The 24,575-nt window shown below is 47.6% G+C and carries 20 protein-coding genes; 16 read left to right on the top strand and 4 right to left on the bottom strand.

The features are described 5' to 3' along the window. Positions 1–50 precede the first annotated feature (50 nt). Together ACR0QT_RS01070 and ACR0QT_RS01065 are read left to right on the top strand one after the other, a co-directional pair. Positions 51–1,442, top strand: coding sequence for a sensor histidine kinase (locus tag ACR0QT_RS01070; protein ID WP_432629057.1), 1,392 nt, complete (start codon positions 51–53; stop codon positions 1,440–1,442). Further along, the gene (locus ACR0QT_RS01065) at positions 1,414–2,202 is read left to right on the top strand and encodes a response regulator transcription factor (protein ID WP_432629056.1); all 789 of its coding nucleotides are present in this window, start codon (positions 1,414–1,416) and stop codon (positions 2,200–2,202) included. The genes ACR0QT_RS01070 and ACR0QT_RS01065 overlap by 29 nt, the downstream gene beginning before the upstream one ends. A 354-nt stretch (positions 2,203–2,556) precedes the next feature. Here the strand turns inward: ACR0QT_RS01065 and ACR0QT_RS01060 are convergent, their stop codons facing one another. Then, positions 2,557–4,473 (bottom strand): hybrid sensor histidine kinase/response regulator, encoded by a 1,917-nt coding sequence (locus tag ACR0QT_RS01060; RefSeq protein ID WP_432629055.1) that lies wholly within the window; start codon positions 4,471–4,473, stop codon positions 2,557–2,559. Positions 4,474–5,015: 542 nt separating this feature from the next. Between ACR0QT_RS01060 and ACR0QT_RS01055 the strand changes: the two genes are divergently transcribed. Genes ACR0QT_RS01055 through ACR0QT_RS01045 form a run of 3 tightly spaced genes read left to right on the top strand, consistent with a single transcriptional unit; the run spans position 5,016 to position 7,806 of the window. After that, positions 5,016–5,990: a TRAP transporter substrate-binding protein gene (locus ACR0QT_RS01055; RefSeq protein ID WP_432629100.1), complete on the top strand. Its 975-nt coding sequence runs from the start codon at positions 5,016–5,018 to the stop codon at positions 5,988–5,990. After that, positions 5,991–6,494, top strand: coding sequence for a TRAP transporter small permease (locus ACR0QT_RS01050; protein WP_432629054.1), 504 nt, complete (start codon positions 5,991–5,993; stop codon positions 6,492–6,494). A 1-nt stretch (position 6,495) separates the two neighbouring features. After that, positions 6,496–7,806 (top strand): TRAP transporter large permease, encoded by a 1,311-nt coding sequence (locus tag ACR0QT_RS01045; protein WP_432629053.1) that lies wholly within the window; start codon positions 6,496–6,498, stop codon positions 7,804–7,806. Positions 7,807–8,068: 262 nt separating this feature from the next. Here the strand turns inward: ACR0QT_RS01045 and ACR0QT_RS01040 are convergent, their stop codons facing one another. Continuing rightward, positions 8,069–9,046 (bottom strand): LysR family transcriptional regulator, encoded by a 978-nt coding sequence (locus tag ACR0QT_RS01040; protein WP_432629052.1) that lies wholly within the window; start codon positions 9,044–9,046, stop codon positions 8,069–8,071. 216 nt (positions 9,047–9,262) lie between these two features. Between ACR0QT_RS01040 and ACR0QT_RS01035 the strand changes: the two genes are divergently transcribed. The 11 genes from ACR0QT_RS01035 to ACR0QT_RS00985 all read left to right on the top strand — a co-directional run bounded on the left by ACR0QT_RS01035 (position 9,263) and on the right by ACR0QT_RS00985 (position 20,915). After that, positions 9,263–10,780, top strand: a complete 1,518-nt coding sequence (locus ACR0QT_RS01035) for a UxaA family hydrolase (protein WP_432629051.1) — start codon at positions 9,263–9,265, stop codon at positions 10,778–10,780. 206 nt (positions 10,781–10,986) lie between these two features. Then, positions 10,987–12,204: a dicarboxylate/amino acid:cation symporter gene (locus ACR0QT_RS01030; protein WP_432629050.1), complete on the top strand. Its 1,218-nt coding sequence runs from the start codon at positions 10,987–10,989 to the stop codon at positions 12,202–12,204. A 371-nt stretch (positions 12,205–12,575) separates the two neighbouring features. Continuing rightward, complete coding sequence (gene udp / locus ACR0QT_RS01025) at positions 12,576–13,358, top strand: uridine phosphorylase (RefSeq protein WP_432629049.1); 783 nt, start codon at positions 12,576–12,578, stop codon at positions 13,356–13,358. Positions 13,359–13,852: 494 nt separating this feature from the next. Continuing rightward, positions 13,853–15,064: a 6-phosphofructokinase gene (locus tag ACR0QT_RS01020; protein ID WP_432629048.1), complete on the top strand. Its 1,212-nt coding sequence runs from the start codon at positions 13,853–13,855 to the stop codon at positions 15,062–15,064. A 276-nt stretch (positions 15,065–15,340) separates the two neighbouring features. Further along, positions 15,341–15,850 (top strand): SEC-C metal-binding domain-containing protein, encoded by a 510-nt coding sequence (locus tag ACR0QT_RS01015; RefSeq protein WP_432629047.1) that lies wholly within the window; start codon positions 15,341–15,343, stop codon positions 15,848–15,850. 169 nt (positions 15,851–16,019) lie between these two features. Next, a complete protein-coding gene (locus tag ACR0QT_RS01010; protein ID WP_432629046.1) occupies positions 16,020–16,775 on the top strand; it encodes a class I SAM-dependent DNA methyltransferase in 756 nt (251 codons plus the stop codon). Between the two features lie 11 nt (positions 16,776–16,786). Beyond that, positions 16,787–17,665, top strand: a complete 879-nt coding sequence (gene hslO, locus ACR0QT_RS01005; RefSeq protein WP_432629045.1) for an Hsp33 family molecular chaperone HslO — start codon at positions 16,787–16,789, stop codon at positions 17,663–17,665. A 73-nt stretch (positions 17,666–17,738) separates the two neighbouring features. Next, positions 17,739–18,398: a deoxyribose-phosphate aldolase gene (gene deoC / locus ACR0QT_RS01000; protein WP_432629044.1), complete on the top strand. Its 660-nt coding sequence runs from the start codon at positions 17,739–17,741 to the stop codon at positions 18,396–18,398. Positions 18,399–18,416: 18 nt separating this feature from the next. Next, positions 18,417–18,869: a cytidine deaminase gene (locus tag ACR0QT_RS00995; protein ID WP_432629099.1), complete on the top strand. Its 453-nt coding sequence runs from the start codon at positions 18,417–18,419 to the stop codon at positions 18,867–18,869. A 75-nt stretch (positions 18,870–18,944) separates the two neighbouring features. After that, positions 18,945–20,141 (top strand): phosphopentomutase, encoded by a 1,197-nt coding sequence (locus tag ACR0QT_RS00990; protein WP_432629043.1) that lies wholly within the window; start codon positions 18,945–18,947, stop codon positions 20,139–20,141. Between the two features lie 216 nt (positions 20,142–20,357). Then, positions 20,358–20,915, top strand: a complete 558-nt coding sequence (locus ACR0QT_RS00985; RefSeq protein WP_432629042.1) for a DUF5662 family protein — start codon at positions 20,358–20,360, stop codon at positions 20,913–20,915. 661 nt (positions 20,916–21,576) lie between these two features. Here ACR0QT_RS00985 and ACR0QT_RS00980 read toward each other — a convergent pair. Further along, complete coding sequence (locus ACR0QT_RS00980; protein ID WP_432629041.1) at positions 21,577–22,215, bottom strand: metal-dependent hydrolase; 639 nt, start codon at positions 22,213–22,215, stop codon at positions 21,577–21,579. 556 nt (positions 22,216–22,771) lie between these two features. Beyond that, positions 22,772–24,382 (bottom strand): CTP synthase, encoded by a 1,611-nt coding sequence (locus ACR0QT_RS00975; protein WP_432629040.1) that lies wholly within the window; start codon positions 24,380–24,382, stop codon positions 22,772–22,774. Positions 24,383–24,575 lie beyond the last annotated feature (193 nt).

The following is a 24,575-nucleotide window of genomic DNA, read 5'->3' as shown; positions in this document are numbered from 1 at the left end:
TCGTGTGATCGTGTACACAGGTGGAAATTTTTGGAATAGGAGACGGGGGAATGGTTCGGACGGGACAAAGAATTCTGGCAGTTTTATTGCCGGATCATAAGGTAAAGCTGGGACTTGCGTGGGCGTGTATTCTCGCGGTTCTCTGCGTCGCGTTGAGTGTGGCGATCTCGATGTTTGGAATGCGCGGGTTCGACACGATTCTCGGAAGCAATGCCCGAAGTCTCTCGTTCTGGTCCGCGATGGATCAGGAGCGGACGACGTTCAGCCGTTATATTCAGAGCGGGACGCAGGAGGCGAGGGAGGAGTATCAGGAGGCGAGTGAGCAGACGAGAAGAGAGCTTGCAAAACTGTCCTTCGACTATAAGAAAATCGGCGCGGACTGCTATGCACGAACCTGGTCGATCAAGAGCCTGTATGAGAACTATGTGCCGGAGCGGGATCTCGTTCTGATGATGGATCAGCAGGACAGTGGGTACCGCGAGCGACTCAGTCGGGTCTACCGACTTCAGGGGTATTTGACCGCCTATGCGGGACAGCTCGAGCAGATGACGATTCAGCTTGGAAACCGGCAATATCAGAGCAGTCGGACGATGCTCGTGCTCGTCCCGGTTGCAACGCTTTTTCTTGGCGTTCTGGCACTCAGCCTGACCTGGTACATCTCGGCACTCAGGGAAAAGCATGACATGGAGCGACAGCTTGCGGATGTTCAGCTTCAGATGCTCAAGAACCAGATTAAGCCCCATTTCCTGTTTAATACGCTGAATCTGATTGCAAGCATGGCGCAGATTGAGGATGCCGAGGTGACGGAAAAAATGATCGAGGCGCTGAGCCGTCTGTTTCGTTACAACTTAAAATCGAGCGAGTCGGTGATGCCACTTGAGAGGGAACTCAGAGTTGTTCAGGACTATATGTATCTTCAGCAGATGCGTTTTGGAAAGCGGATTCAGTACCAGTCGGACTGCGCGCCGGAAACTCTGCCTCTGCTTGTGCCGTCGTTTGTGCTCCAGCCTCTCGTCGAGAATGCGATCAAGCATGGTCTGTCGACGCGGAGCAGTGGCGGACGGATCGTCGTGCGCTCATGGATGGACGGGGAGCGTTTCAAGATGAGCATTGCGGATACCGGAGAGGGAATGAGTGAGGAGCGCCTTGAGGAGGTCAGAAGACGACTGAAGCGGGGCGAGAGAAACGACATATCATCCATAAAGAGAGATGACGCAAAGAGGGAAGAGAGTAAGAGGGCGGACACAAAGAGTGGAGAGCATACCGGTACAGGAATCGGGCTTTTGAATATCTGGAGTCGGATTCACGGGATGTACCGCGATGGAGAGATGGAAATTTACAGCAGACCGGGTGCGGGAACGGTTGTGCAGTTGGCATTTACACCGGAGAAAGGGCCGGAAGGGGGAGATTCAAATGTATCGGGTGTTACTGGCAGACGATGAGCAGATTGAGCGCATGGCGCTTGCGCGGAAGCTTCAGCGCGCGTTCGGCGGTCAGTTGGAGATCTGTGAAGCGTCAGACGGAAAGATGGCGATAGAGGTATTTCAGAAGCAGAAGAGTCAGATTGTGATTATGGACATTTCGATGCCGGAGATGAATGGAATGGAGGCAGCGGAGGAAATCCGAAAGATGGACGCAAACTGCGTGATTCTGTTTCTGACGGCGTATGATGAGTTCTCGTATGCAAAGCGCGCATTTGTGATCCGCGCGCTCGACTATCTGCTCAAGCCCTGTGATAAGGAGGAGCTGTCTGCGGTCATGGAGGAAGCGATGCGAATCACGGACCAGAGGCTTGCCGGGGAGTCTGAGCAGATGCAGGCGGAGGAACCGGAGGCAGAGCCAGTTTATCGCGACGGAGGAGCCGGGGATACGAGACTCGACTGTGTTGCTGAGACGATCCGCCAGTACATCCGGGAGAACTACATGAATGATATTTCGATGCAGGATGCCGCAAGGCGGATGCAGTACTCAGATGCGTATTTCTCCAAGTTGTTCAAGCAGTGTTTTGATCAGAATTTCACAACGTATCTGATGCATTTTCGGGTGGAGGAGGCAAAGAAACTGCTCCAGAACCGCCAGATCAGCGTCAAAGATGTGAGTGCGAAGGTCGGGTATTACGATTCCAACTATTTTGCGAAGGTGTTTAAGAGGATCACGGGGATGATTCCATCGGAGTACCGGGCGCAGTTTTTTTCTCTGTAAGCTGTAAAATGTGAAGCGTGTGAAGCATGTAAAGAGCGTAGAGAGCTGGAAACAGATCTAAGAAAGAAAATGAAAAAGATAAAAAATAAATAGATATGGAAAAATAAAAAGATAGAAAGATAAATATAAAAATAAGGGGCGCCGACAGCAGGAGAAAGTCATGCAAACACGTTCGCACTCCGGGTTCAGCGTAGCGGTGCATAAGGCTGTAAAGTACACAGCCTAAGCACCGACGCTTCACACGGGTTTGCATGTACTTTCCTGCTTTTGGCGCCTTTTGTGTAACTATGCTATGGTTCGTGTATTACAAGAAGTATTGGTGGCTTACCTCTATTTTGCGTTCAAATGCATCATTTAATTTGATGTACAGAAAATCCGATGAAGTTCCTCAAATAGCTTGGAAACCTCAATCGGTTTTGGGAGATGTCCGTTCATTCCTGCTTCGCGTGCCCGGGTCTTGTCCTCCTCAAAGACGTTTGCAGTCATTGCGAGGATCGGGATCTGGGACTTTGCGGGATCGCTCAGTGCGCGGATCTGTTTCGTCGCTTCGTAGCCGTTCATGATGGGCATCTGGATATCCATGAGAATCACTGCGTAGTGACCGGCAGGGGCGATCTCGACTTTTCTGAGGGCGCTGGCACCGTTTCCGGCGACCTCTACGGTGAATCCGCTGTCCTCGAGAATCGCGAGGGCAATCTCCTGGTTGAGTTCATTGTCCTCGACGAGGAGAAGGGTTTTTCCCGCAAATATCTTGGCGTCTGCGAGATCTTTAGAGTCTGCAAGTTCGGATGACGAGGTTGAGTCGGGGAGCGAAGTGGGCGCTGAAGCCAATTTAGATGCAGATCCCGATTCGGATTTCGCGGAGGATGCGGTCTGAAAACGCAGTGAGACCGTAAATTCCGATCCCTTTCCCTCTTCACTCCAAACGGCGATCTGACCGTTCATCATATCTACGATATTCTTTGTGATTGCCATTCCAAGTCCTGTTCCCTGAATGTTGTTGACTGTAACAGACTCCTCGCGGGAGAAGGTTTCAAAAATATGTTTCTGAAATTCTTGGCTCATTCCAATTCCGCTGTCGCGGATCACAAAGCGATAGTCAGCACTGCCATCGTCATGAGATTCGTGCTCACTGAGCGTAAACCAAACGTTTCCACCGGCGGGGGTAAATTTGATTGCATTGCTTAAAATATTGATCAAAACCTGATTCAGACGAAGTTCATCCGCAAGAATGTTTTCGTGCGTGAGTGCGGAAAAGTCCGTAAAAAAGTGAAGATGTTTGGCTTCAAGATCGACAGAGATCATCGTCTGAATGTTGGCGAGGAGATCCGGGAGATGAAGCGGTTGGAGTGTGAGACGCATTTTTCCACTTTCAATCCGGCTCATATCGAGGATGTCGTTGATCAGGGAGAGCAGATGGTGACCGGAGATAGAGATTTTCTCGAGGTAGTTTCGGACACGCTTTGGATCATCGATGTTTGCGCTTGCAAGAGCGGAAAAACCGATGATCGCATTCATCGGAGTGCGGATGTCGTGGGACATGTTGTTTAAGAAAATCGTCTTTGCGCGATTTGAGTGCTCAGCATCTGCGAGAGCTTTCTCAAGGTCAGCTCTGCTTCGGGTCAGGTCATCGTTCAGTCGCTTGATCTCTTCCATTCGGGAATTCATGTAGGCATTGTAGATTCCCGATACCTTCATGTTGGAGGTGTAAATGCCGAGGAGAAGACCAGATATTGCGAAGAAGATGGAATTCCCACAGTTTGTGACATAGACCGGGTAGGCGGACTGGTATTTTGCGATCAGGAAGAGGAAAAGCAATTCCATCGGAATCATGATGATTGCAAGTTCTACGGCGTTGAGCGCAAACATCATCGGGGCAGCGGTCACAAACACCAGATACAACGTGGTTCTCTCCTGAACACTCTCAGGTCCTACGGAGGAAAAAATTCCGATTCCGAGATAAATAATCAGGAATAAGTAGGCGCACAGATGAATCAGGGCCGGTCTGCGCTTGACGAGACTTAAGCAGTTGATTCCAGCGAGGATTAGAAACAGAAATGCAGAAGTGGAAAACAGGGTTTTGTTCAGGGCTAAAATATTCGCATCAAACAGACCGGCGCGGACAAGGAAAAATAAAGCGCAGGCAGTGGAAAGAATGACGAGACTCTTTCTGTTTGCCTCATCGATCTCGGGCTCGATCTGTCGATATTGTTCTTTTTGAAGTCCGCCATAAAGGGCGAGACAGAGCAGTTTCTCTAAAATTTTTGTCATAAATTCCCCCCTATTGTGTTTGTATTATAATATAAGATTTGTCGTTCTATCAATATGATTTTGTGTAAAATTCGGGAAAAGCAATCGCAGAATTCGACACAAATATCCCCAGAATAAAGATTCTGGATGAGCTGGATCTTTCTGGGAGACGATAGAGTGGGGGAGAGGGGAAATATTTGTGGACAAAGTATACAAAGACAAAATCTTCTTCCTAAATCGCAAGGATTTACGGTACAAAACAAAATCTTAACGCTATATAATGGGAGTCGTGGTCAAGAGAGCGCAAAGTATGCGCAAAAGATGATAAAAATGATCACATCCTGAAATGATATGCAATATGCAGGAATGTCTTACATTCCATCCATATAGACGGTGCATAGAGGAGGGGACATCCACTCTGAGTTATCGATTTTTAAATGTATACAGGGAATGGGTATTGAGGCATATTGATTTGGGGCAGTGGCAAACGAAAAAATGAAATGGAGGGAATAAAGGTGAAGAAGATTTTGAAGCAGGCGACAGTGTGTCTGTTTGCAGTGACGATGGCATTTGGTCTGACCGGATGCGGATCACTCACAAACGGAAAGCGAATCATCCGGATTTCGCATGCACAGTCAGAGACCCATCCGGAGCATCTTGGACTTCTGGCATTCAAGGAGTACGTGGAGGAGAACCTTGGAGACAAGTATGAGGTGGAGATCTTCCCGAACGAGCTGTTAGGATCTGCACAGAAGGCAATCGAGCTGACTCAGACGGGTGCAATCGATTTCGTAGTAGCAGGTACTGCAAACCTTGAGACATTTGCGGACGTTTACGAGATTTTCAGTATGCCGTATCTGTTTGACTCTGAGGAGATTTACAAGTCTGTCATGCAGGATACCGACTATATGGAGAAAATCTATGAGTCTACCGATGACGCAGGATTCCGTGTGGTAACCTGGTACAATGCAGGAACGAGAAACTTCTACGCAAAGACCCCGATCCGTACCCCGGATGATCTGAAAGGCTTAAAGATCCGTGTACAGCAGAGCCCGGCGAGCGTAGCGATGGTAAATGCGTTCGGCGCAGCAGCATCTCCGATGGGATTCGGTGAGGTTTACACCGCAATTCAGCAGAACGTTATCGACGGAGCAGAGAACAATGAGCTGGCTCTGACGAACAACAAGCACGGTGAGGTTGCAAAGTATTATTCCTACAACAAGCACCAGATGGTTCCGGATATGCTTGTTGGAAACCTGAAATTCCTTGAGGGTCTGAGCCCGGAAGAGTATCAGGTATTTAAGGATGCGGCTGCTCTGTCTACGGAAGTAGAGATGGCTGAGTGGGACAAGTGCGTGGATGAGGCAAAGGACATCGCACAGAATCAGATGGGCGTAGAGTTCATCGATGTCGATGTTGATGCATTCAAGCAGAAAGTTCTTCCGCTCCATGAGCAGATGCTCAAAGAGAACCCGAAGATTGTAGATGTTTACAATCACATTCAGGAAATCAACGAAAAAGCGAAGGAGGCAAAGTAAATGGAAGCGATGCATAACTTGAGAAAAGGCATTATGCGCGTTCTGGGAACGGCAATGATCGTCCTGTTCGTCCTGATGACCGTGATCGGAACTTATCAGATCGTAACCCGTTACTGCTTCAACCGCCCGAGTACGGTGTCTGAGGAGCTTCTGACCTATTCCTTCACCTGGATGGCTCTGCTTGCTTCTGCTTATGTATTTGGTAAGAGAGATCATATGAGAATGGGTTTCCTTGCTGACCAGATCACCGGTCCGGCAAGAAAGATTCTTGAGGCAGCAAGCGATATTATGACCTTCCTTCTTGCAGGCGTTGTTATGCTGTACGGCGGAAGCGCAATCACGAAGCTGACAATGATTCAGAAAACGGCTTCTTTACAGGTTCCGATGGCATATATCTATGTGATGGTGCCGATCAGTGGTGTGCTGATCATGATCTTCAGCATCATGAACCTGATTGATACCTGTCACAATGATTACAGCAAGCAGAAGAAGGAGGAAGAGTAAGATGAGCTCAATCGCAGTTGTATGTGGCCTGATTATTCTGGCCGTCCTCGTAGTAATGTTACTTGGCGGTATGCCGATCGCAGTAGCACTTGCAGTATCTTCAATCTGTGCAATCCTTCCGGTTCTTGATTTAAACGTAGCTGTTCTGACCGGTGCACAGCGTATTTTTTCCGGTATTTCCGTATTCAGCCTGCTTGCAATTCCGTTTTTCATTCTTGCAGGTAACCTGATGAACAAGGGCGGTATCGCAATCCGTCTGATCAATCTGGCAAAACTTTTCGTAGGTAACATTCCGGGTGCTCTGGCACACACGAACGCAGTAGCAAACATGCTTTTCGGTGCAATCTCCGGTTCCGGTACCGCAGCTGCTTCCGCAATGGGTTCCATCATTGGACCGATCGAGGAGGAAGAGGGTTATGACCGTGACTTCTCCGCAGCAGCAAACATTGCAACCGCTCCGACCGGACTTCTGATCCCGCCGAGTAACGTTATGATCACGTTCTCTCTGGTATCCGGAGGAACTTCCGTAGCAGCTCTGTTCATGGCAGGATATATTCCGGGAATTCTCTGGGGTCTTGCATGTATGACCGTAATCTACTTCTTTGCAAAGAAGAAGGGATACCGCAGTACCAAGAAGTTTACAAACAAAGAGAAAGTAACCGTATTTTTACAGGCAATTCCGTGTCTGTTCATGATCGTCGTTGTAATCGGCGGTATCATTGGTGGTATCTTCACCGCTACCGAGGGAAGTGTCGTAGCCGTTGTATACAGCCTGATCCTTTCCGTTGTATTTTATAAGTCCATCAAGGTTTCCGAGCTTCCGAAAATCTTCTTAGACAGTGCTGAGATGACCGGTATCATTATCTTCCTGATCGGTGTTTCAAACATCATGAGCTGGGTAATGGCATTCACCGGAATCCCGACCGCAGTTTCAGAGGCAATGCTGAGCATCTCTGACAACCGCTATGTAATCCTGTTCATCATCAACATCCTGCTCCTGATTGTCGGAACTTTCATGGATATGACTCCGGCGTGCCTGATCTTTACGCCGATCTTCCTGCCGATCTGCCAGCAGCTTGGTATGAACACGATCCACTTTGGTATCATGATGATCTTCAACCTGTGTATCGGAACCATCACCCCGCCGGTTGGAACGACTCTGTTCGTCGGCGTAAAGGTTGGCGGAAGCAAGATCGAGAATGTAATCAAACCGCTTCTGGTTTACTTCGCAGCAATTTTTGCGGTGCTGTTGATTGTATCTTACATTCCGGCTGTTTCCCTGTGGCTCCCGAGCCTGATGGGTTATGTATAAGGCATAGCATGATCTAAGCGTGATTTAATAAGTATTATCATTGAGTTTGAGTTATCGTTAAATAAATAGGGTTGAGTGTTTTTGAATAAATATTTCAAAAATTAGAAAAGCGAAAATCTTCCGGGATGAAATGGGTACATCCCGGGAGGTTTTCGCTTTTTTGCGTTTTCATTTCCCGTGTTCTCTTTTCCTGCGCTGTTGAGGAATCCTTTTTTGCGAATTCCACTTCAGAATCACTGCGTATCACTCTGAGTTATCTCAATCAATATTTGCTATGGTGACCGGATTGATTGGAATACGCATTGCTGTAATAAGAGCAAAACAGTTCGATAAATGCCTGTTGTGGTTTGGAAATATAGTTTTTACTCGAGGTTACAATATCAAAATGGCGGATAGCATGGGGAGAATCAATTTTATAATAGCACATCTCCGGGTGGACATTCGTCATCAGCCAGTCACTGATAAAAGTTGCCCCGATTCCGGAACATGACAGATGGAAGGAGGTGACAAGCTGAGAGACTTGAAGCGTGATCTGGGGAGTGACTTGTGCTTCTTCAAAAAATGTCATGCTTCGGCGGTAGAGATTATTGCCGGGAGTTAAGAGGATGAAGGGGGTGTCAACGAAAGGTTTCAGCGTAACTTTTGGACAATCGTCTTCCTCAAATCGGTGGGCGAGGATATCTTCTGAGGTGAGCGCAAATTTGGCAAGCTCTCTGTTTACGGAAAAAGAGATTGGAACTGACAGAAGAATTGTATCCTGAAAGGCAGGAATCCGTTGCAGTTTGTCGGAAGGGTCCGGTGTGCAGTTGAATGTCAGGTCAATCTGATTTTCTTTAATCATATTGATGAGTTCCCATGAGCCAGCTTCGACGAGTTGCAGATCAATTCCCGGAAATTTTCGCTTGTAGGCGGAGAGCACGGGCGGAAGAATGTAGGCGTTAAAATAGTGCGTTCCGCCAATTTTGAGAGATCCTGTTTTTAAATCGGTCAGATCGTTGAGCTGGGCGGAAAGTTCTTCTTCTAAATGCTGAATCTGCTCAATTTTTTGAATATAGATTTTTCCTGCCTCTGTGAGTTCGAGAGGTTTTTTGTCGCGGTTAAAGAGAGAAAGCCCCAATTCGTGTTCTACTTTCTGAACAGAAATGCTGAGCGCTGGTTGAGTTAAAAAGAGTTCTTCCGCTGCTTTTGAAAAACTTCCATGCTTGTACACGGTGTAAATATATTTCATTTCCTGTTGCAATTCTTGTTTTCCTCCATGTTTTTTAATTCATTTGTTTTCGTTTTATTATTTCTAAGTATAAAAATAATTTATATAAACATAAAAAGCATAAATTTGATTTCAGTCTATTCCTGTTTTATACTGGTGTCAAGAGAAAAAAGATCAGTAAGGCGCCTGAAAAAGATTTCTTGAGAACTTTATAACTTTATAGATAGTAGGTAAAGCAGGAGGAGAGTCATGAAGATTGATGCCCTTATGATGGACAGCAAGGACAATGTAGTTACATGTGTGCGTGACATTAAAGCAGGAGAAAGTGTTAAGTATCGCAATGGAGATCAGATGTGTGAGATCACCGCAAATGAGGATATTCCATTCAGTCACAAGATTTCATTGAAAGAGCTTGCATCCGGAGAGGAAGTTTTTAAATATGGAGAACTGATCGGAAAGACAACGAGAGAAATTCTTGCGGGATGCCTTGTGGATCACACCAATATTTACAGCGTTCCGAGAGACTATGCAAATGAGTACGTTGCAGAAGGCCAAGATTCCGATTACAAAGCACCGGAAGTCAAAACGGTGGAGCGAGATGGAAAGCTCCAGTTTCTCGGATATCGCCGTTCGGACGGACGTGTGGGAATCCGCAATCATGTGCTGATTCTTCCGACCTGTGCTTGTGGAAGCGAGTCGAGTCGAATCGTGGCAAGTCAGGTGCGCGGTGCAGTCAACATTGTGTTTAATACAGGTTGTTCCGATGTGGCGGCAAACACAGAGATGTCTCAGAAAGTTTTGACTGGATTTGCATGCAATCCCAATGTTTATGGTGTTGTAATCATTGGTCTTGGATGTGAGACGGTTGGTCATAAGGCACTGCGGGAGAAAATTCAGAAGATGACGGACAAGCCGGTTGTCTCATTTGGAATTCAGGAAGAGGGCGGAACTTTAAAGACGATTGAGAAGGCAGTTCGCTCGGCGAGAGAGATGGCAGCGCAGGCGGGTCTTGTGAAGAAAGAGTGGTGTGATATCTCGGAACTTTTGATGGGAATTGAGTGTGGTGGTTCTGATGCAACTTCTGGAATCGCATCCAATCCGGCGGTCGGTGAGCTGAGTGACAGACTTGTAGATCTGGGTGCTTCCACAATTATGAGTGAGTCGATTGAGTGGATCGGCGGAGAGCATATTGTGGCGAGAAGAGGAGCAACCGCAGAGATTCACAATCAGGTGATTCGAGTTTGCGAGGACTATGAGAAGCATTTGAAAGTTGCAGGTCAGGACTGCCGTGCAGGTCAGCCGACGCCGGGAAATAAGGCGGGAGGTCTCTCAACGATTGATGAGAAGAGTCTTGGATGTATCCGAAAAGGCGGAACAAGACCGATTGTGGAGGTTCTCGAGCAGGCAGTACGCCCGAGCCGTCATGGAGCGATGGTGATGGATACCGCAGGATATGATATTTCTTCTGTGACTTCAATGGTAGCAGCCGGATGCGCATGCGTGATCTTTACAACGGGACGAGGTACGCCGACTGGAAATGCGATTGCACCGGTACTCAAGGTGACCGCAAATAAGCGAACCTACACGCATATGGAAGACAACATGGATGTGGATCTGAGTGGAATCATCGATGGAAGCACGACGATTGCAGAGTGCGGAGAGATGCTTTTAAATGAGATCGTAGAGGTGTGCAGTGGAAAACTGACGAAGGCAGAGGCGTATGGATTTTCTGATATTGCAGTTGATCATGTATGTAGATTCGTATAACTCAGAGTGGATGTCCCCCTCCTCTATAGGTGGGGGTATCACAAATTTTCTCAGGAGGGGAAACAATCCCCTTCTGAGTTATACGCTCCGCGTGGATGCGCAGTGATTTTGATAAGAAGATGTCAGCAGAGCTGACCAAAATCACGCGCCAAGTCTCCGCGAGCGTCGACTTGAAATGCAAGCGCATATAGGGGGAGAAATCAACAATGAAGCTGATAAAAAAATGGAACAGTCTTGGGCTGTTCACGCGAATTATGATTGGATTTGTTCTTGGAATTGGAGCGGGAGTGGTTCTCGGTGAGAAGGCAGGAACTCTTGCATTTCTTGGAACAATCCTGACTCGCCTTTTGACGATGGTAGTAGCACCGCTGGTGCTGGGACTTCTGATCTGTTCCGCAGCGGATGTAAAAGATTTCCGCACACTTGGAAAGATCGGTGGAAAGACACTCGCAATATTTCTTGGCGGTACAGCAATCGCCGTTGCAATTGGTCTTGTACTCTGTAATGTAATGCAGATCGGCGCGGGGTTTGTGATGGAGACGACTCAGGCTTACGATGCAACGGAGGTTCCGAGCATTGTAGATACCCTGATGAATATCATTCCGACAAACCCATTTAATTCTTTAAGTACGCAGAACTTGCTTCAGATTATTTTCTTTGCTCTGCTCCTCGGCTTTTCTCTTATTAAGCTGGGAGATAAGGGAGCACCTGTCCTTGACTTCTTCCGCGCATGGACGGAGGCGTGGAAAGAGATCACAAACATTGTTCTGGAATTTACTCCGTATGGCGTTTTTGGACTTATGGCAGATATCGTCGGCAGATACGGAATGGATATTTTGGTTCCGTACATGAAAACAATCGGTGCCTGCTATCTGACCTGTGCATTATTTACGATCTTTGTTCAGGGTGGTCTTATGGTTGGATTGTATGGAAAAATCAGTCCGATCAAGTTCTTCTCTGTCATGAAGGAAGCCATTCTCTTTGTATTTGCGACTTGTTCCAGCGTAGCAACGATTCCGCTGAACTTAAAGTGCACGAAGAAACTTGGAGTCAGCGATAAGATTGCAGACTTTGTAATCCCGTTCGGTGCTGTCATGAATATGAATGGTACAGCAATTTATGAGGCAGTTGCTGTTATCTTTGCTTCTCAGGTATTTGGAATTCATTTGACTGTGACCCAGCAGATTATGGTAATGCTGACCGCAGTTCTGGCATCTGTTGGAACCGCCGGAATTCCGGGTTCTGGTCTTGTGATGCTGACAATTGTCCTGAATGCAGTCAATCTTCCGCTTGAGACGATCGGTCTTCTCGCCGGAATCGACAGAATTCTGAATATGGCGAGAGTTATTCCGAACATTGTGGGGGATGCAGCGGCAGCAGTTGTTGTTGCAAAGAGTGAGAAGGAATTAAATCCAATCAAATAAGAAATCCAATCTTTCTGCCAAAAGATGTGTGATAAAGTGTGATAATCAACCAACCAATCAACTTTAGTGTTTAAACATACGCAAAAAAATATGTTTGAGCAAGTCTAAGAAAAAGTGAAAACCTTCTGGGATGAAATGAGAACCTTTCGGGTTATTGTGACTATCCCCGGAAGGTTTTTGCTTTTTTATATGATCGAAAACTGTATCCGATTCAAGTTGAGGTTTACAGAGCTGTATACTCTTTTTGTGACTTCCGAAAATCAGCAAAATCAGGTATAATAAAAGATACCCCTTAAACGCAAAAAGACTGTGTTTGTGCGGGGAATACATTATAAAATCAGAAAATTTTATTATGGAAAGGGGCGTTTATTATGTCACTTATCTATGCAAAAGGAAAAGAATTCCACATTCAGACGACACCGGAGATTGTGGGAAAATATGTGATTCTGCCGGGAGATCCGGGACGGTGCGAGAAGATCGCAAAGTATTTTGATCACGCGGAGAAGGTTGCACAGAACCGCGAATTTGTGACCTACACCGGGGAACTTGACGGGGAGAAGGTCTCTGTCTGCTCGACCGGAATCGGTGGACCATCTGCGTCGATCGCGATGGAAGAACTGATTCACTGCGGGGCAGATACGTTTATCCGCGTCGGAACTTCCGGAGGCATGCAACCGGAGGTCTGTGGGGGAGATCTCGTGATTGCGACCGGAGCGATCCGCATGGAGGGGACGAGCAGGGAGTACGCGCCGATCGAGTATCCGGCAGTCGCCCACTACGATGTCGTGGAGGCACTCAAGGCAGCGGCGGACAAGATGCATGCAAAGAGCCATGTCGGTGTCGTGCAGTGCAAGGACAACTTCTATGGACAGCATTCGCCGGAGACGATGCCGGTATCCTATGAGCTGGAAAACAAGTGGAATGCGTGGATTCAGTGTGGGGCACTCGCGTCGGAGATGGAGTCGGCAGCCCTCTTCATCGTGGGTGGAGTGCGCCGTGTCCGCGTCGGATCGGTGATGCTTGTGATTGCGAACCAGACGCGCCGTGCGATGGGGCTTGAAGATCCACAGGTCTATGACACTGATCTTGCTGTCCGCGTTGCCGTGGAAGCTCTGCGCGAGCTGATCCGAAAGGACAGAGAGAAGCGCGCATAAAGGAGAATCTGTCTTAGCACATTTTCGCAGAGCATTTTTTGATAAGTCCTGTTTTGTATCAAATTTGTGTCAGCATAGATTTTTTTGTTGCCTTATGGAAGAATGGGAACTTTTAGAACGGGATACTTCCCCGATAAAATAAGGTCTTCGCAAAAAAATCCCCCGCCCGCCTTCTCTTAGGAAAACGGGCAGGGGATCAAAAAGGGGAGGATAAGTATTTTTCATTTTTCTTTGGTACTAATGACAGTATTTCCCGGATCAGCCGGTTTATACAGGAAAATGAAAAAATAGAGAGAAAAATTTAGAATGCGAAGCATCGGCAAAATCAGTTACAGTTTGTGCGACGCATGAAAGGTAACGATTTGTTAGAAAAGAAACACAGGTTGACGTTGCTTGCGGAAACCCTTATAATTTTCTTGAAAGAAATCAGGGTTATTGTTTCACCAGTCAAGAAAACAATAAAACAGGAGAAACACAGGAAGGAAAATTACAAGATGAAAAACGTGATTGTCGGACAGTCTGGCGGTCCTACCGCAGTGATTAATGCAAGTCTTTACGGAGTCATCCGTGAGGCACTGAAATCAGAGGAAGTTGGTCATGTCTATGGAATGATCAATGGAATCGAGGGATTTTTGCAGGATAAGTACATGGATCTCGGAGAGGAACTCTCGGAGGGAGAGTTGGAGCTTCTGAAGCTGACTCCGGCGGCTTATCTTGGTTCCTGCCGTTACAAACTGCCGGAAGATCTGTCCGCAGTTTTTTATCAGACGATTTTTGAAAAGCTCAATGACCTGAATATCGGATATTTCTTCTACATCGGAGGAAACGATTCGATGGATACGGTGAGCAAGCTGTCCCGCTGTGCACAGGAGAATGGAAGCGACATCCGTTTCATCGGAATCCCGAAGACGATCGACAACGATCTGATCCTGACCGACCATACGCCGGGTTACGGAAGTGCGGCAAAGTATGTGGCTTCCACAGTCAGAGAGATCGTGCTCGATGCCTCTGTCTACCAGCAGAAGGCAGTGACGATCGTGGAACTCATGGGTCGTCATGCAGGCTGGTTGACCGCCGCAAGTGCGCTTGCAAGAAAGTTCCCGGGAGACAACCCGATGCTGATTTATCTGCCGGAGTCGAATTTTGAGCTTGCAGATTTTGCGAAGGATCTTGAGAATGCACTTGAGAAGAGAAACAGCGTGATTGTCTGTGTGTCTGAGGGAATCTCCGATGCGTCCGGAACCTTTATCTGCGAGTACGGAGATGAGGCGATGGTCGACAATTTCGGTCACAAGATGCTGACCGGATGTGGAAAGGTGTTAGAGAGCTTCGTGCGCCGTCAGCTCGGAATCAAGGTGCGCTCCGTGGAGCTGAATGTCAGCCAGAGATGTAGCGGAATCGAGTCGTCGCTGACGGATATTGAGGAGGCAGCACTTGCCGGAAGTGAAGGCGTGAAGGTGGCACTTGCCGGAGAGACCGGTGTGATGGTTGCATTCAAGAGAATCGGCGATGACCCGTACCAGATGGAGTGCGCAATCGAGGATGTCAATAAGATCTGCAATCAGGAGAAGCCGGTGCCGGCAGAGTGGATTGTAAACGGAAATGACGTCTCCGAGGAGTTTATCACCTATGCGCGTCCTCTGATTCAGGGAGAGCCGGTGCGCCCGATGAAGGATGGTCTGCCGGAGTATCTGTACAGAAAGTAAAAAGTAAAACGAAGAGAATCGTACAGTACTGCATGTGGACAAGAACAAATTTGAGGGCAAAAATCTTACGATATAAGAAAAGATTTGCAAAATTTTCGTACTTGTTATATACTATGTAAGAATCTGTACAGAGGGATCTCTGTGCCCGAAATGTGTTTGTGACAGAAAGTATTGCGAAACAGATTTTTAGGGAAACACGTTTTGGTATATACAGGAAATCAATAACATCGAAATGATGTAAGAAAATGTAAAAAAACGAAGGAAGGAAACAAAATCATGGCATTATTAGAGACATGGAGAAACCTTGCTTACGGCAATGGTTTGAGTGATAAAGAGAAGGAAAACCTGTGGAACGGTTACTTCACAATCGAGAAGGGCATCTACGAGCAGATCCTTTCCAACCCGACTGAGGTTGTTACCGGAACCGTTAAGGGACTGGCTGAGAAGTACAACACCGAGGTTCTGATCATGACCGGATTCCTCGATGGAATCAACGAGAGCTTAAAGGGCTACGAGAACCCGATCGACACGATGGACGAGGATACCGAGGTTAAGATTGAGATTGATCCGGAGAAGCTGTACTACAACATGGTAGAGGCAAAGGCTTCCTGGCTGTATGAGCTTCCGCAGTGGGATTCCATCCTGAGCGAGGAGACCCGTAAGGAGCTTTACAAGAAGCAGAAGGCATCTGGTACAATCCGCAAGGGAAAGAAAATCTTCCCGAACGATCCGTGCCCGTGCGGAAGCGGTAAGAAGTACAAGAAGTGCTGTGGTAAGAACGCATAAGTTGCGGGAACATACCGTGCATGATCGTTGTCGTTTGCGCAGTGAGTGAACAGCAATGCCATAAGAGGTGAAAGAGGAGCAGGAGTATCCGGTTTACGGCGGGGTGCACCTGCTCTTTTTGCCACATGGAGAGAATATATTTGTTGCAAAAGAGGTGAAAGAGAAAACGATGGATGCATATACAGGATTTGCGGGAGTGTATGATCTGTTTATGGACAACATTCCTTATGAAGAGTGGTGTGAGTATCTGACCGGACTTCTGAGAGAGTATGGGGTGGAGGACGGACTTGTCCTCGATCTCGGATGCGGAACCGGAAAACTGACTCGTCTTTTGGCAGATCACGGTTATGATATGATCGGTGTGGATCTGTCCGAGGAAATGCTTCAGATCGCGGTTCAGAAGGAGGCGGAAGCGCCGAAGGGAATCCTCTATCTGGAACAGGATATGCGGGAATTTGAGCTTTACGGAACCGTTCACGCAGTTGTGAGTATCTGCGATTCGATGAATTACCTGATGGAGTACGAGGATCTCGTTCAGGTTGTCCGCCTTGCGAATAACTACCTTGATCCGCACGGAGTCTTTATCTTTGATCTCAACACCGTGTATAAGTACCGGGAAGAGCTTGGAGAGCAGACGATTGCGGAAAATCGCGAGGAGAGCAGTTTCATCTGGGAGAATTTCTACGATGAGGAGGAGATGGTCAACGAGTACGATCTGACACTTTTCATCCGAGAGGAAGACGGACGATACGGAAAGTATGATGAGACGCACTATCAGCGCGCCTATGAGTTAGAGACAGTCAAGAAGGCGATTGCGGAGGGCGGAATGGAACTCGTGGCGATTTACGATGCATTTACGCATGAGGCGCCGACTGAGGAAAGTGAGAGAGTGTATGTGATTGCGCGTGAGCGCGGAAAGGAATAGAGGGACAAACGATGGGAGATTATATGATTCGTGCAACGGCGGCTGAAGGTCAGATCCGTGCATTTGCTGCAACAACGAGAGATATGGTGGAGTATGCGCGCTCCGCCCATAATTTAAGCCCGGTGGCATCTGCTGCTCTTGGCCGTCTGATGACCGCAGGTGCGCTGATGGGTTCGATGATGAAGGGGGATCAGGATCTTTTGACTTTAAAGATCAACGGAGATGGCCTGATTCACGGCATTACGGTGACCGCTGATTCTCACGGAAATGTAAAGGGCTATGTTGGAGATCCGCAGGTTATGCTTCCTCCGAATGAGTTTGGAAAGCTCGATGTCGGCGGTGCAGTCGGTATCGGTGTGCTCAGCGTGATCAAGGATATCGGTCTGAAAGAGCCGTATGTCGGTCAGACTCAGCTTGTGACGAGTGAGATCGCAGAGGATCTGACCTACTATTTTGCAACTTCTGAGCAGACCCCGTCGAGCGTGGCACTCGGAGTTCTGATGAATAAGGATAACACAGTTCGTCAGGCTGGCGGATTCATCATCCAGCTGATGCCGGGTGCATCCGAGGAGATCATTTCCGGTCTTGAGGAGAGACTCAAGGAGATCACCTCGATCACCTCTCTGCTCGATGCAGGAAACACGCCGGAGCAGATTCTTCAGAAAGTGCTTGGTGGATTTGGACTTGAGATCCTCGATTCGATGCCGGTTCAGTTCCATTGCAACTGCTCCAAGTCGAGAATCGAGAAGGCACTGATCAGTGTCGGAAAGAAAGAATTGCAGAGCATGATTGATGACGGGGAGACGATTGAGGTCAACTGCCATTTCTGCAACAAGCATTATCCAATCACAGTTGAAGAGCTGGGGGAACTGCTTGAGAAGGCAAAATAAGAGCAAGATCAATTGAGATAAGCGTGATATTAGATAGAACATGGAACAAGGTGAAGGAGAAAGGGGAGACAAGATGGAGAAGAGAGAACTTGCGCACTATGTGGATCACACACAGCTTGCTCAGACTGCTGTCTGGGCGGATATTGAGAAACTCTGCGATGAGGCGATTCGTTTCGAGACGGCGTCTGTGTGCATTCCGCCGTCCTATGTCAAGCAGGCGAAGGAGTATGTAGGAGAGAAGATGGCGGTTTGTACCGTGATCGGATTCCCAAACGGATATAACACGACCGCAGTCAAGGAGTTTGAGACGCGTCAGGCACTTGAGGACGGAGCGGATGAGATCGATATGGTGATCAACCTCGGCTGGGTCAAGGATGGACGATATGATCTCGTGGAAGAGGAGATTCGTACGCTCAAGAACGCATGTGGAGAAAAAATCCTGAAAGTCATCATTGAAACCTGCCTGCTGACCGAGGAGGAGAAGATTCGCATGTGTGAGGTTGTGACGGCTTCCGGTGCAGATTTCATCAAGACCTCGACCGGATTTTCCAAGGCGGGTGCAACGTTTGAGGATATTGAGCTGTTTGCAAAACACGTCGGAGAAAACGTAAAGATCAAGGCAGCGGGTGGAATCTCAAGCCTTGAGGATGCAGAAAAGTTCCTTGAACTCGGGGCAAACCGTCTCGGAACGAGCCGGATTGTGCGTCTTCTCGAAGCAGAGGAGCAGGCATAGATGAATCATAAGAATACCATGTATACCGATACCATGCATTCGCAGGCATCTGCGGATGAGATGACAAAAAAGCTGATTGAGCAGGCGACAGAGGCGATGGGACGCGCGTATGCGCCGTACTCTCATTTTCAGGTGGGAGCTGCGCTTCTGACAAAAGATGGAAAAATCTATCTTGGATGCAACATTGAGAATGCGGGCTACACGCCGACAAACTGTGCGGAGCGCACGGCATTTTTCAAGGCAGTCAGCGAGGGCGAGCGGGAATTTGAGGCGATCTGTATCATCGGCGGAAAGAACGGTGTGGCAAGTGGCGTGACGGCTCCGTGTGGCGTCTGCCGTCAGGTAATGCGGGAGTTTTGCAACCCGAGTACGTTTCGCATCATTCTTCCGGACGGAGCAGATTCCTATCAGGAATTTTTGCTGGAGGAACTTTTTCCGCTCGGCTTCGGCCCGGAAAACCTGTTGGATTGATTAAAAAATAGAATAGATAAGAATAGATAGATTGCGAGAAAACAGAACGGTTGGAAAGAATGGAGGATGGACAGAATGGCAGAAAAGACATTTAAGCGAGCTTTTGTGATTGTACTGGATTCTCTTGGAATTGGAAATGCGAAAGATGCAAGAGAGTATCACGATGCCGGAACCGATACGCTCGGTCACATTTCGGATACGGTGGAGACTCTGGATATTCCAAATCTTCAGAAACTTGGTCTGGCAAATCTTCACCCACTGCGCCAGGTCCCGAAGGCAGAGCATCCACTTGCGTATTATGCCCGGATGAATGAGGCGAGCCACGGCAAGGATACGATGACCGGACACTGGGAGATGATGGGATTAAAGACGGTAAAGCCGTTTATCACATTTACGGATCACGGATTTCCGCCGGAACTGATCGCAGAGCTTGAAAAGCGCACCGGTCACAAGGTGATCGGAAATAAGAGTGCGAGCGGAACGGCAATCCTCGATGAGCTCGGAGAGGAAGAGATCGCGACCGGTCATATGATCGTTTACACTTCGGCAGATTCTGTGCTTCAGATCTGCGGAAATGAGGAGACATTCGGACTTCAGGAACTCTATCGTTGCTGTGAGATTGCGAGAGAGCTGACGATGAAGGATGAGTGGAAGGTCGGACGAGTGATTGCCCGCCCCTATGTCGGCAAGAAGAAGGGCGAGTTCAAGCGCACGAGCAACCGTCACGACTATGCGGTTCCTCCGTTTGGAGAGACTGCGCTTGATGCACTCAAGGAAGCCGGACTTGATGTGATTTCCGTAGGCAAGATCAACGATATTTTTGTCGGACATGGAATCACCGAAGCCCTTCACTCAAATAGTTCGGTTCATGGAATGGAGCAGACGATTGAGATTGCAAAAGAGGATTTCCACGGACTCTGCTTTGTCAACCTTGTGGATTTCGATGCCCTCTGGGGTCATCGCAGAAATCCGGTTGGCTATGCACAGGAGATCGAGAAGTTTGACAAGAAGCTCGGAGAACTTCTGCCACTGCTCGGCGAGGATGATCTGCTGATTCTGACCGCAGATCACGGAAATGATCCGACCTACACGGGAACCGATCACACGAGAGAGCAGGTTCCGCTTGTGATTTATTCCAAGGGATTTGAGGGAAGTGGAGAGCTTCCGGAGACGAACACATTTGCAGTCATCGGCGCGACGATCGCGGATTACTTTGGCGTGAAGATGCCGGAGGGAACGATCGGAACTTCGATTCGTGAGGAACTCAAGTAAAGGAAAAGTTGAAAAATTGAGAAAAAAACAGTGGAATCCGTGACGAGAATGTGCTAAACTGTGCTCTGTGAAAATTTTGTCTATCAGAATCCCTGCCGAATGAGATCGAGACTAGCTGTGATTTTCTATACAAGTTTTGTATCTGTTTTGAGCAGGGGATTATTAAAAAACAGGATGATATAGGAGTAGAAGCAGAGAAACAGGAGAGTGAGAACGATGGAACATAAGGCATGGCATCATTTTCTGACGATCACACAGCACAAGATTCTGGTGATGGAAAACTGTTTTCGGGTGGGACTTTTCCGACAGGGATTGTTGCATGATTTGTCTAAGTACAGCCCGACAGAATTTTTGACGGGAGTTCGTTATTATCAGGGAACCCGCAGTCCAAATGCAGCGGAGCGTGACGAAAAGGGATATTCTTCCGCATGGCTTCATCACAAGGGAAGAAATAAACATCATTTTGAGTACTGGATTGATTTTTCCAAGACTGCCGGTGGAATGGCAGGTTGCAAGATGCCGGTCAACTATCTCGTCGAGATGGTGATGGATCGAATCGCAGCCTGCCGGGTCTACCGGGGAAAAGATTATACGAGCGCATCTCCGTGGGAGTATTATCAGCATGAAATGCCGTATCTGGACGGATATATGCATCCGGACACAAAAGCTGAGTTGGAAAAAATTCTGATTATGTTGCGCGACCAGGGTGAGCGGAAGGCATTTTCTTATATGCGTTATCTTTTGAAGCAGGGAGATTATCGGGTCAAAAAGTAATCTGGATAATTGGGATTTCGTTTTTTTCGAGTATCTGAGTATCTGTATCTGCTCAGGAGTCGTTAATCATTTGAGGAATCTGAATCCGTGAAACAGTCGCAAAAATACGGATAAAGTTCCGCATAAGATTCGAGTTCTGCTTCTGACTGTGGGAGAAATGGGATCAGTCCCGTGCAGTCAGTCGCAGAGCACGATTGAAAATCAAGTTCGTCGAGAGAAGACGATTTTACTTCACATCGATAGGGATCCGGATCAGGATTCTTTTTTTTGTTCTGGAAATCATTTGTCTGGTTATTTTTAGACATTAGAAAATCCCCTTTCTTTTTGTGAATGCTAGGTTGCTTATTTTTTCTTGTGGCAAGGATAGCATTCACTTGAGTGGGGGATTTTATGCGAATTATAGATTGTATGATTTTATTTGACAGGGTGCCAGCACCTAGAAGAAGTATACAATATTATAGACTTTATTTGACGGGCGCCGACGGCAGAAAAAGTCATGCAAACTCGTTCTCACTCCGGGTTCGACGTAGCGGTGCATAAGGTCGCAAAGGACGCGACCTAAACACCGACGTCTCACACGGGTTTGCCTGCACTTTTCTGCCTTACGTCGCGCGAGGTTGAGTCAATCGAAAGTAAGAGCAAAACAATTAGAAAAGTGTTTTTATGGAAATAAAAAGGCGAGAATCAGTGATGCAAAACGTCTGATCGGAACCGAGGTGATAACCAGAACAATGGTTGCCACATTTCCGATAATCAACAAAAGACGGTTTACAGCGCCCTGAGAGGAGCACAGGCGCAGGCAAAATCCCTTTTTCATCGGCCAGAAGAGTTTTTCCTGACGGAAATTAAATATATCCAGCAGAAGATGAGAGAGAAAACCGACGCCAAAGTACGGAGCCGCATCCGGATAAATGACATCCATGCAGGCGGTCAGCATAATCATTGCTGGAAAAGAGTGCATAAACGAACGGTGTGGTTGTCTGGAACCGTAGGCACAGATCATAAGAAATGCCATTAAACCGGTCAACAGGCGGGAGACACTGCTGTTTTGCATCAGACTTTCATAAACTCCAAGGTGAAAACGATAATCGATGAAAATGACGATCGAAGTCACTGCAATCGTGGCAGTCATGATTTTATCGGCTCCCTGATGAGCTTGTGAAGTACCGCAGTCGATGTCACTGATCATACCGCCAACTGCCGCAGCCGCTGTTCCAGTAATCAAAACAGGAAGAGTCTGCGGTTGTAAAATAGCCAGAGCAGATGCCATTCCAACTGCAAAGTGAGTTTTTCCTAACATTTGTAAAGTTCCTTTCAAAATATAGCTGTATATCTAAAATTCTTTTATTTCTCGTGTGTTGCATTGCTGAAAATGAAAAGCTAAATCCTAAACTTCCATAGCTGAAGGAGTGGGCTTTTTGCACATTTGGTGTAAATTGGTAGAGACTATCATATCAGAAAACAGAAAAAAAGACGAGCACTTTAAAGAATACGACTTAAAAAATTAAGATATTTCAAAATATAAAAAACTGTGAAAAATCAGGGTTTAAAAGCAATCTGGTTTCTCACAGTTTTTTTGGTCAGACAGATAACAGCTCCGACGGGCGGGAAAGATTCTGCAAACCCGTGTGAGACGTCGGTGCTTAGGTCGCGTATTTTGCGACCTTATGCACCGTTACGTCGAACCCGGAGCGAGAGCGAGTTTGCAGAACTTTACCCGTTTGTCGGAGCGTAAGGTTTAGGAATAAAATACTATCAGAGAGAACGCAGTACAGTAACCTCTTTGCCAAACTTTACCTGCCGTCGGAGCATAAAGTTTAGAAGTGAAATACTGTCGGAGCGTACACTCCTAAATTTTAGATCTCCCCAGCCTTCTTCAAAGAAGCCTCAACAAATCCACGGAACAGCGGATGCGGGCGGTTCGGGCGGGATTTCAGCTCCGGATGTGCCTGCGTTGCGATAAACCACGGATGAGACGGGATCTCGATCATCTCAACGATACGTCCGTCCGGGGAAATTCCGGAGAGCATCATGCCATTCTCCTGAAGAACGGTGCGGTAATCATTGTTGACCTCATAGCGATGACGATGACGCTCATGAATCGTCTCCTCACCGTAAAGCTGGTATGCCTTCGACTCCTTGTTCAGAACACATGGATAAGAGCCAAGACGTAAAGTTCCGCCGATATCCTCAATGCCATTCTGGTCAGGCATCAGGTGGATAACCGGATGAACCGTGGACGGGTCAAGCTCTGCGCTGTGTGCATCGGTGTAGCCGACTACATCGCGGGCAAATTCAACGATTGAGAGCTGCATTCCGAGACACAGACCGAGGAACGGAATGTTGTTCTCACGCGCGTACTGAATTGCAAAGATCTTTCCATCGATTCCGCGGGAACCAAATCCACCCGGAACAAGGATTCCGCTGACATCGCCGAGGATCTCGCCGACATTCTCTTTTGTCACGGTCTCAGAATCCACCCATTTGATGTGAACCTCTGCATGGTTTGCAACACCGCCGTGCTTCAAAGCCTCTACAACCGAGATGTAAGCGTCATGGAGCTGGGTGTACTTTCCGACAAGGGCAACCGTCACCTCATGCTCCGGATGCTTCCAAGCGTCGATCATTGCGCGCCACTCGGTCAGATCCGGCTCCGGGCACTCGAGCTGGAGACACTGGCAGGCAACCTCAGCGAGATGTTCCTTCTCCATTGCAAGCGGTGCCTCATAGAGAACTTCGACATCGAGGTTCTGAAGAACGTGGGTCTTTGGAACATTACAGAACAGAGCGATCTTACTGCGAATCGAGTCATCAAGTGGATGCTCGCTACGGCAGACAAGGATATCCGGCCAGATTCCCATGCTCTGAAGATCCTTTACGCTCGCCTGGGTCGGCTTTGTCTTTAACTCGCCGGAGGCTTTGAGGTAAGGAATCAGGGTGACATGGATCAGGATCGCATTCTCATGACCAACCTCATGCTGGAACTGACGGATTGCCTCAAGGAACGGCTGGCTCTCGATATCTCCGACAGTACCGCCGACCTCAATGATTGCGATTTCGGTCTCGTTCGTGGAGTAGTTGCGGTGGAACCGGCTCTTGATTTCATTCGTGATGTGGGGAATAACCTGTACGGTACCTCCGCCGAAATCTCCGCGACGCTCTTTCTGGAGAACGCTCCAGTATACTTTACCTGTGGTAACATTGGAGTTCTTGGTCAGGCTCTCATCGATAAAACGCTCATAGTGACCGAGATCGAGATCGGTCTCTGCGCCGTCATCGGTGACGAATACTTCACCGTGCTGAACAGGGTTCATGGTGCCCGGGTCGATGTTGATGTAAGGATCAAACTTCTGCATGGTTACCTTGTAACCGCGGGCTTTCAAAAGACGGCCGAGGGATGCGGCGGTGATTCCTTTTCCCAGACCGGAGACAACGCCTCCAGTGACAAAAACGTACTTAACTGGCATGACTGTGAAACCTCCTTTTTCGTTGTGCATGTACTTCCGAAGTCTCAAAATAAAATGAAGTCTCAAAAAATTTAAGATTTAAAATTTTAAGAGACAAAAGGAGATTGGGGAAGTACATAATCATGTGGGGATAATACTATAAAAATGACTTCCGTAAAAATAACTTGTACATTATACATCTCTCAATCACAGA

The sequence above is a fragment of the Brotaphodocola sp. genome, assembly GCF_050873365.1.
In the GTDB taxonomy this organism is placed as follows: domain Bacteria; phylum Bacillota; class Clostridia; order Lachnospirales; family Lachnospiraceae; genus Brotaphodocola.
The sequence above is the reverse complement of the archived record's forward strand: the minus strand, read 5'-3'. Positions and strand labels throughout refer to the sequence as shown.

Coding starts and splice junctions, on each gene's coding strand:
- deoC (WP_432629044.1), top strand. CDS start 17,739: ATGGAGAAGAGAGAACTTGCGCACTATGTGGATCACACACAGCTTGCT.
- ACR0QT_RS01050 (WP_432629054.1), top strand. CDS start 5,991: ATGGAAGCGATGCATAACTTGAGAAAAGGCATTATGCGCGTTCTGGGA.
- ACR0QT_RS01035 (WP_432629051.1), top strand. CDS start 9,263: ATGAAGATTGATGCCCTTATGATGGACAGCAAGGACAATGTAGTTACA.
- ACR0QT_RS00985 (WP_432629042.1), top strand. CDS start 20,358: ATGGAACATAAGGCATGGCATCATTTTCTGACGATCACACAGCACAAG.
- ACR0QT_RS01055 (WP_432629100.1), top strand. CDS start 5,016: ATGGCATTTGGTCTGACCGGATGCGGATCACTCACAAACGGAAAGCGA.
- ACR0QT_RS01030 (WP_432629050.1), top strand. CDS start 10,987: ATGAAGCTGATAAAAAAATGGAACAGTCTTGGGCTGTTCACGCGAATT.
- udp (WP_432629049.1), top strand. CDS start 12,576: ATGTCACTTATCTATGCAAAAGGAAAAGAATTCCACATTCAGACGACA.
- ACR0QT_RS01060 (WP_432629055.1), bottom strand. CDS start 4,473: ATGACAAAAATTTTAGAGAAACTGCTCTGTCTCGCCCTTTATGGCGGA.
- ACR0QT_RS01065 (WP_432629056.1), top strand. CDS start 1,414: ATGTATCGGGTGTTACTGGCAGACGATGAGCAGATTGAGCGCATGGCG.
- hslO (WP_432629045.1), top strand. CDS start 16,787: ATGGGAGATTATATGATTCGTGCAACGGCGGCTGAAGGTCAGATCCGT.
- ACR0QT_RS00980 (WP_432629041.1), bottom strand. CDS start 22,215: ATGTTAGGAAAAACTCACTTTGCAGTTGGAATGGCATCTGCTCTGGCT.
- ACR0QT_RS00975 (WP_432629040.1), bottom strand. CDS start 24,382: ATGCCAGTTAAGTACGTTTTTGTCACTGGAGGCGTTGTCTCCGGTCTG.
- ACR0QT_RS01070 (WP_432629057.1), top strand. CDS start 51: ATGGTTCGGACGGGACAAAGAATTCTGGCAGTTTTATTGCCGGATCAT.
- ACR0QT_RS00990 (WP_432629043.1), top strand. CDS start 18,945: ATGGCAGAAAAGACATTTAAGCGAGCTTTTGTGATTGTACTGGATTCT.
- ACR0QT_RS01010 (WP_432629046.1), top strand. CDS start 16,020: ATGGATGCATATACAGGATTTGCGGGAGTGTATGATCTGTTTATGGAC.
- ACR0QT_RS01045 (WP_432629053.1), top strand. CDS start 6,496: ATGAGCTCAATCGCAGTTGTATGTGGCCTGATTATTCTGGCCGTCCTC.
- ACR0QT_RS00995 (WP_432629099.1), top strand. CDS start 18,417: ATGTATACCGATACCATGCATTCGCAGGCATCTGCGGATGAGATGACA.
- ACR0QT_RS01015 (WP_432629047.1), top strand. CDS start 15,341: ATGGCATTATTAGAGACATGGAGAAACCTTGCTTACGGCAATGGTTTG.
- ACR0QT_RS01020 (WP_432629048.1), top strand. CDS start 13,853: ATGAAAAACGTGATTGTCGGACAGTCTGGCGGTCCTACCGCAGTGATT.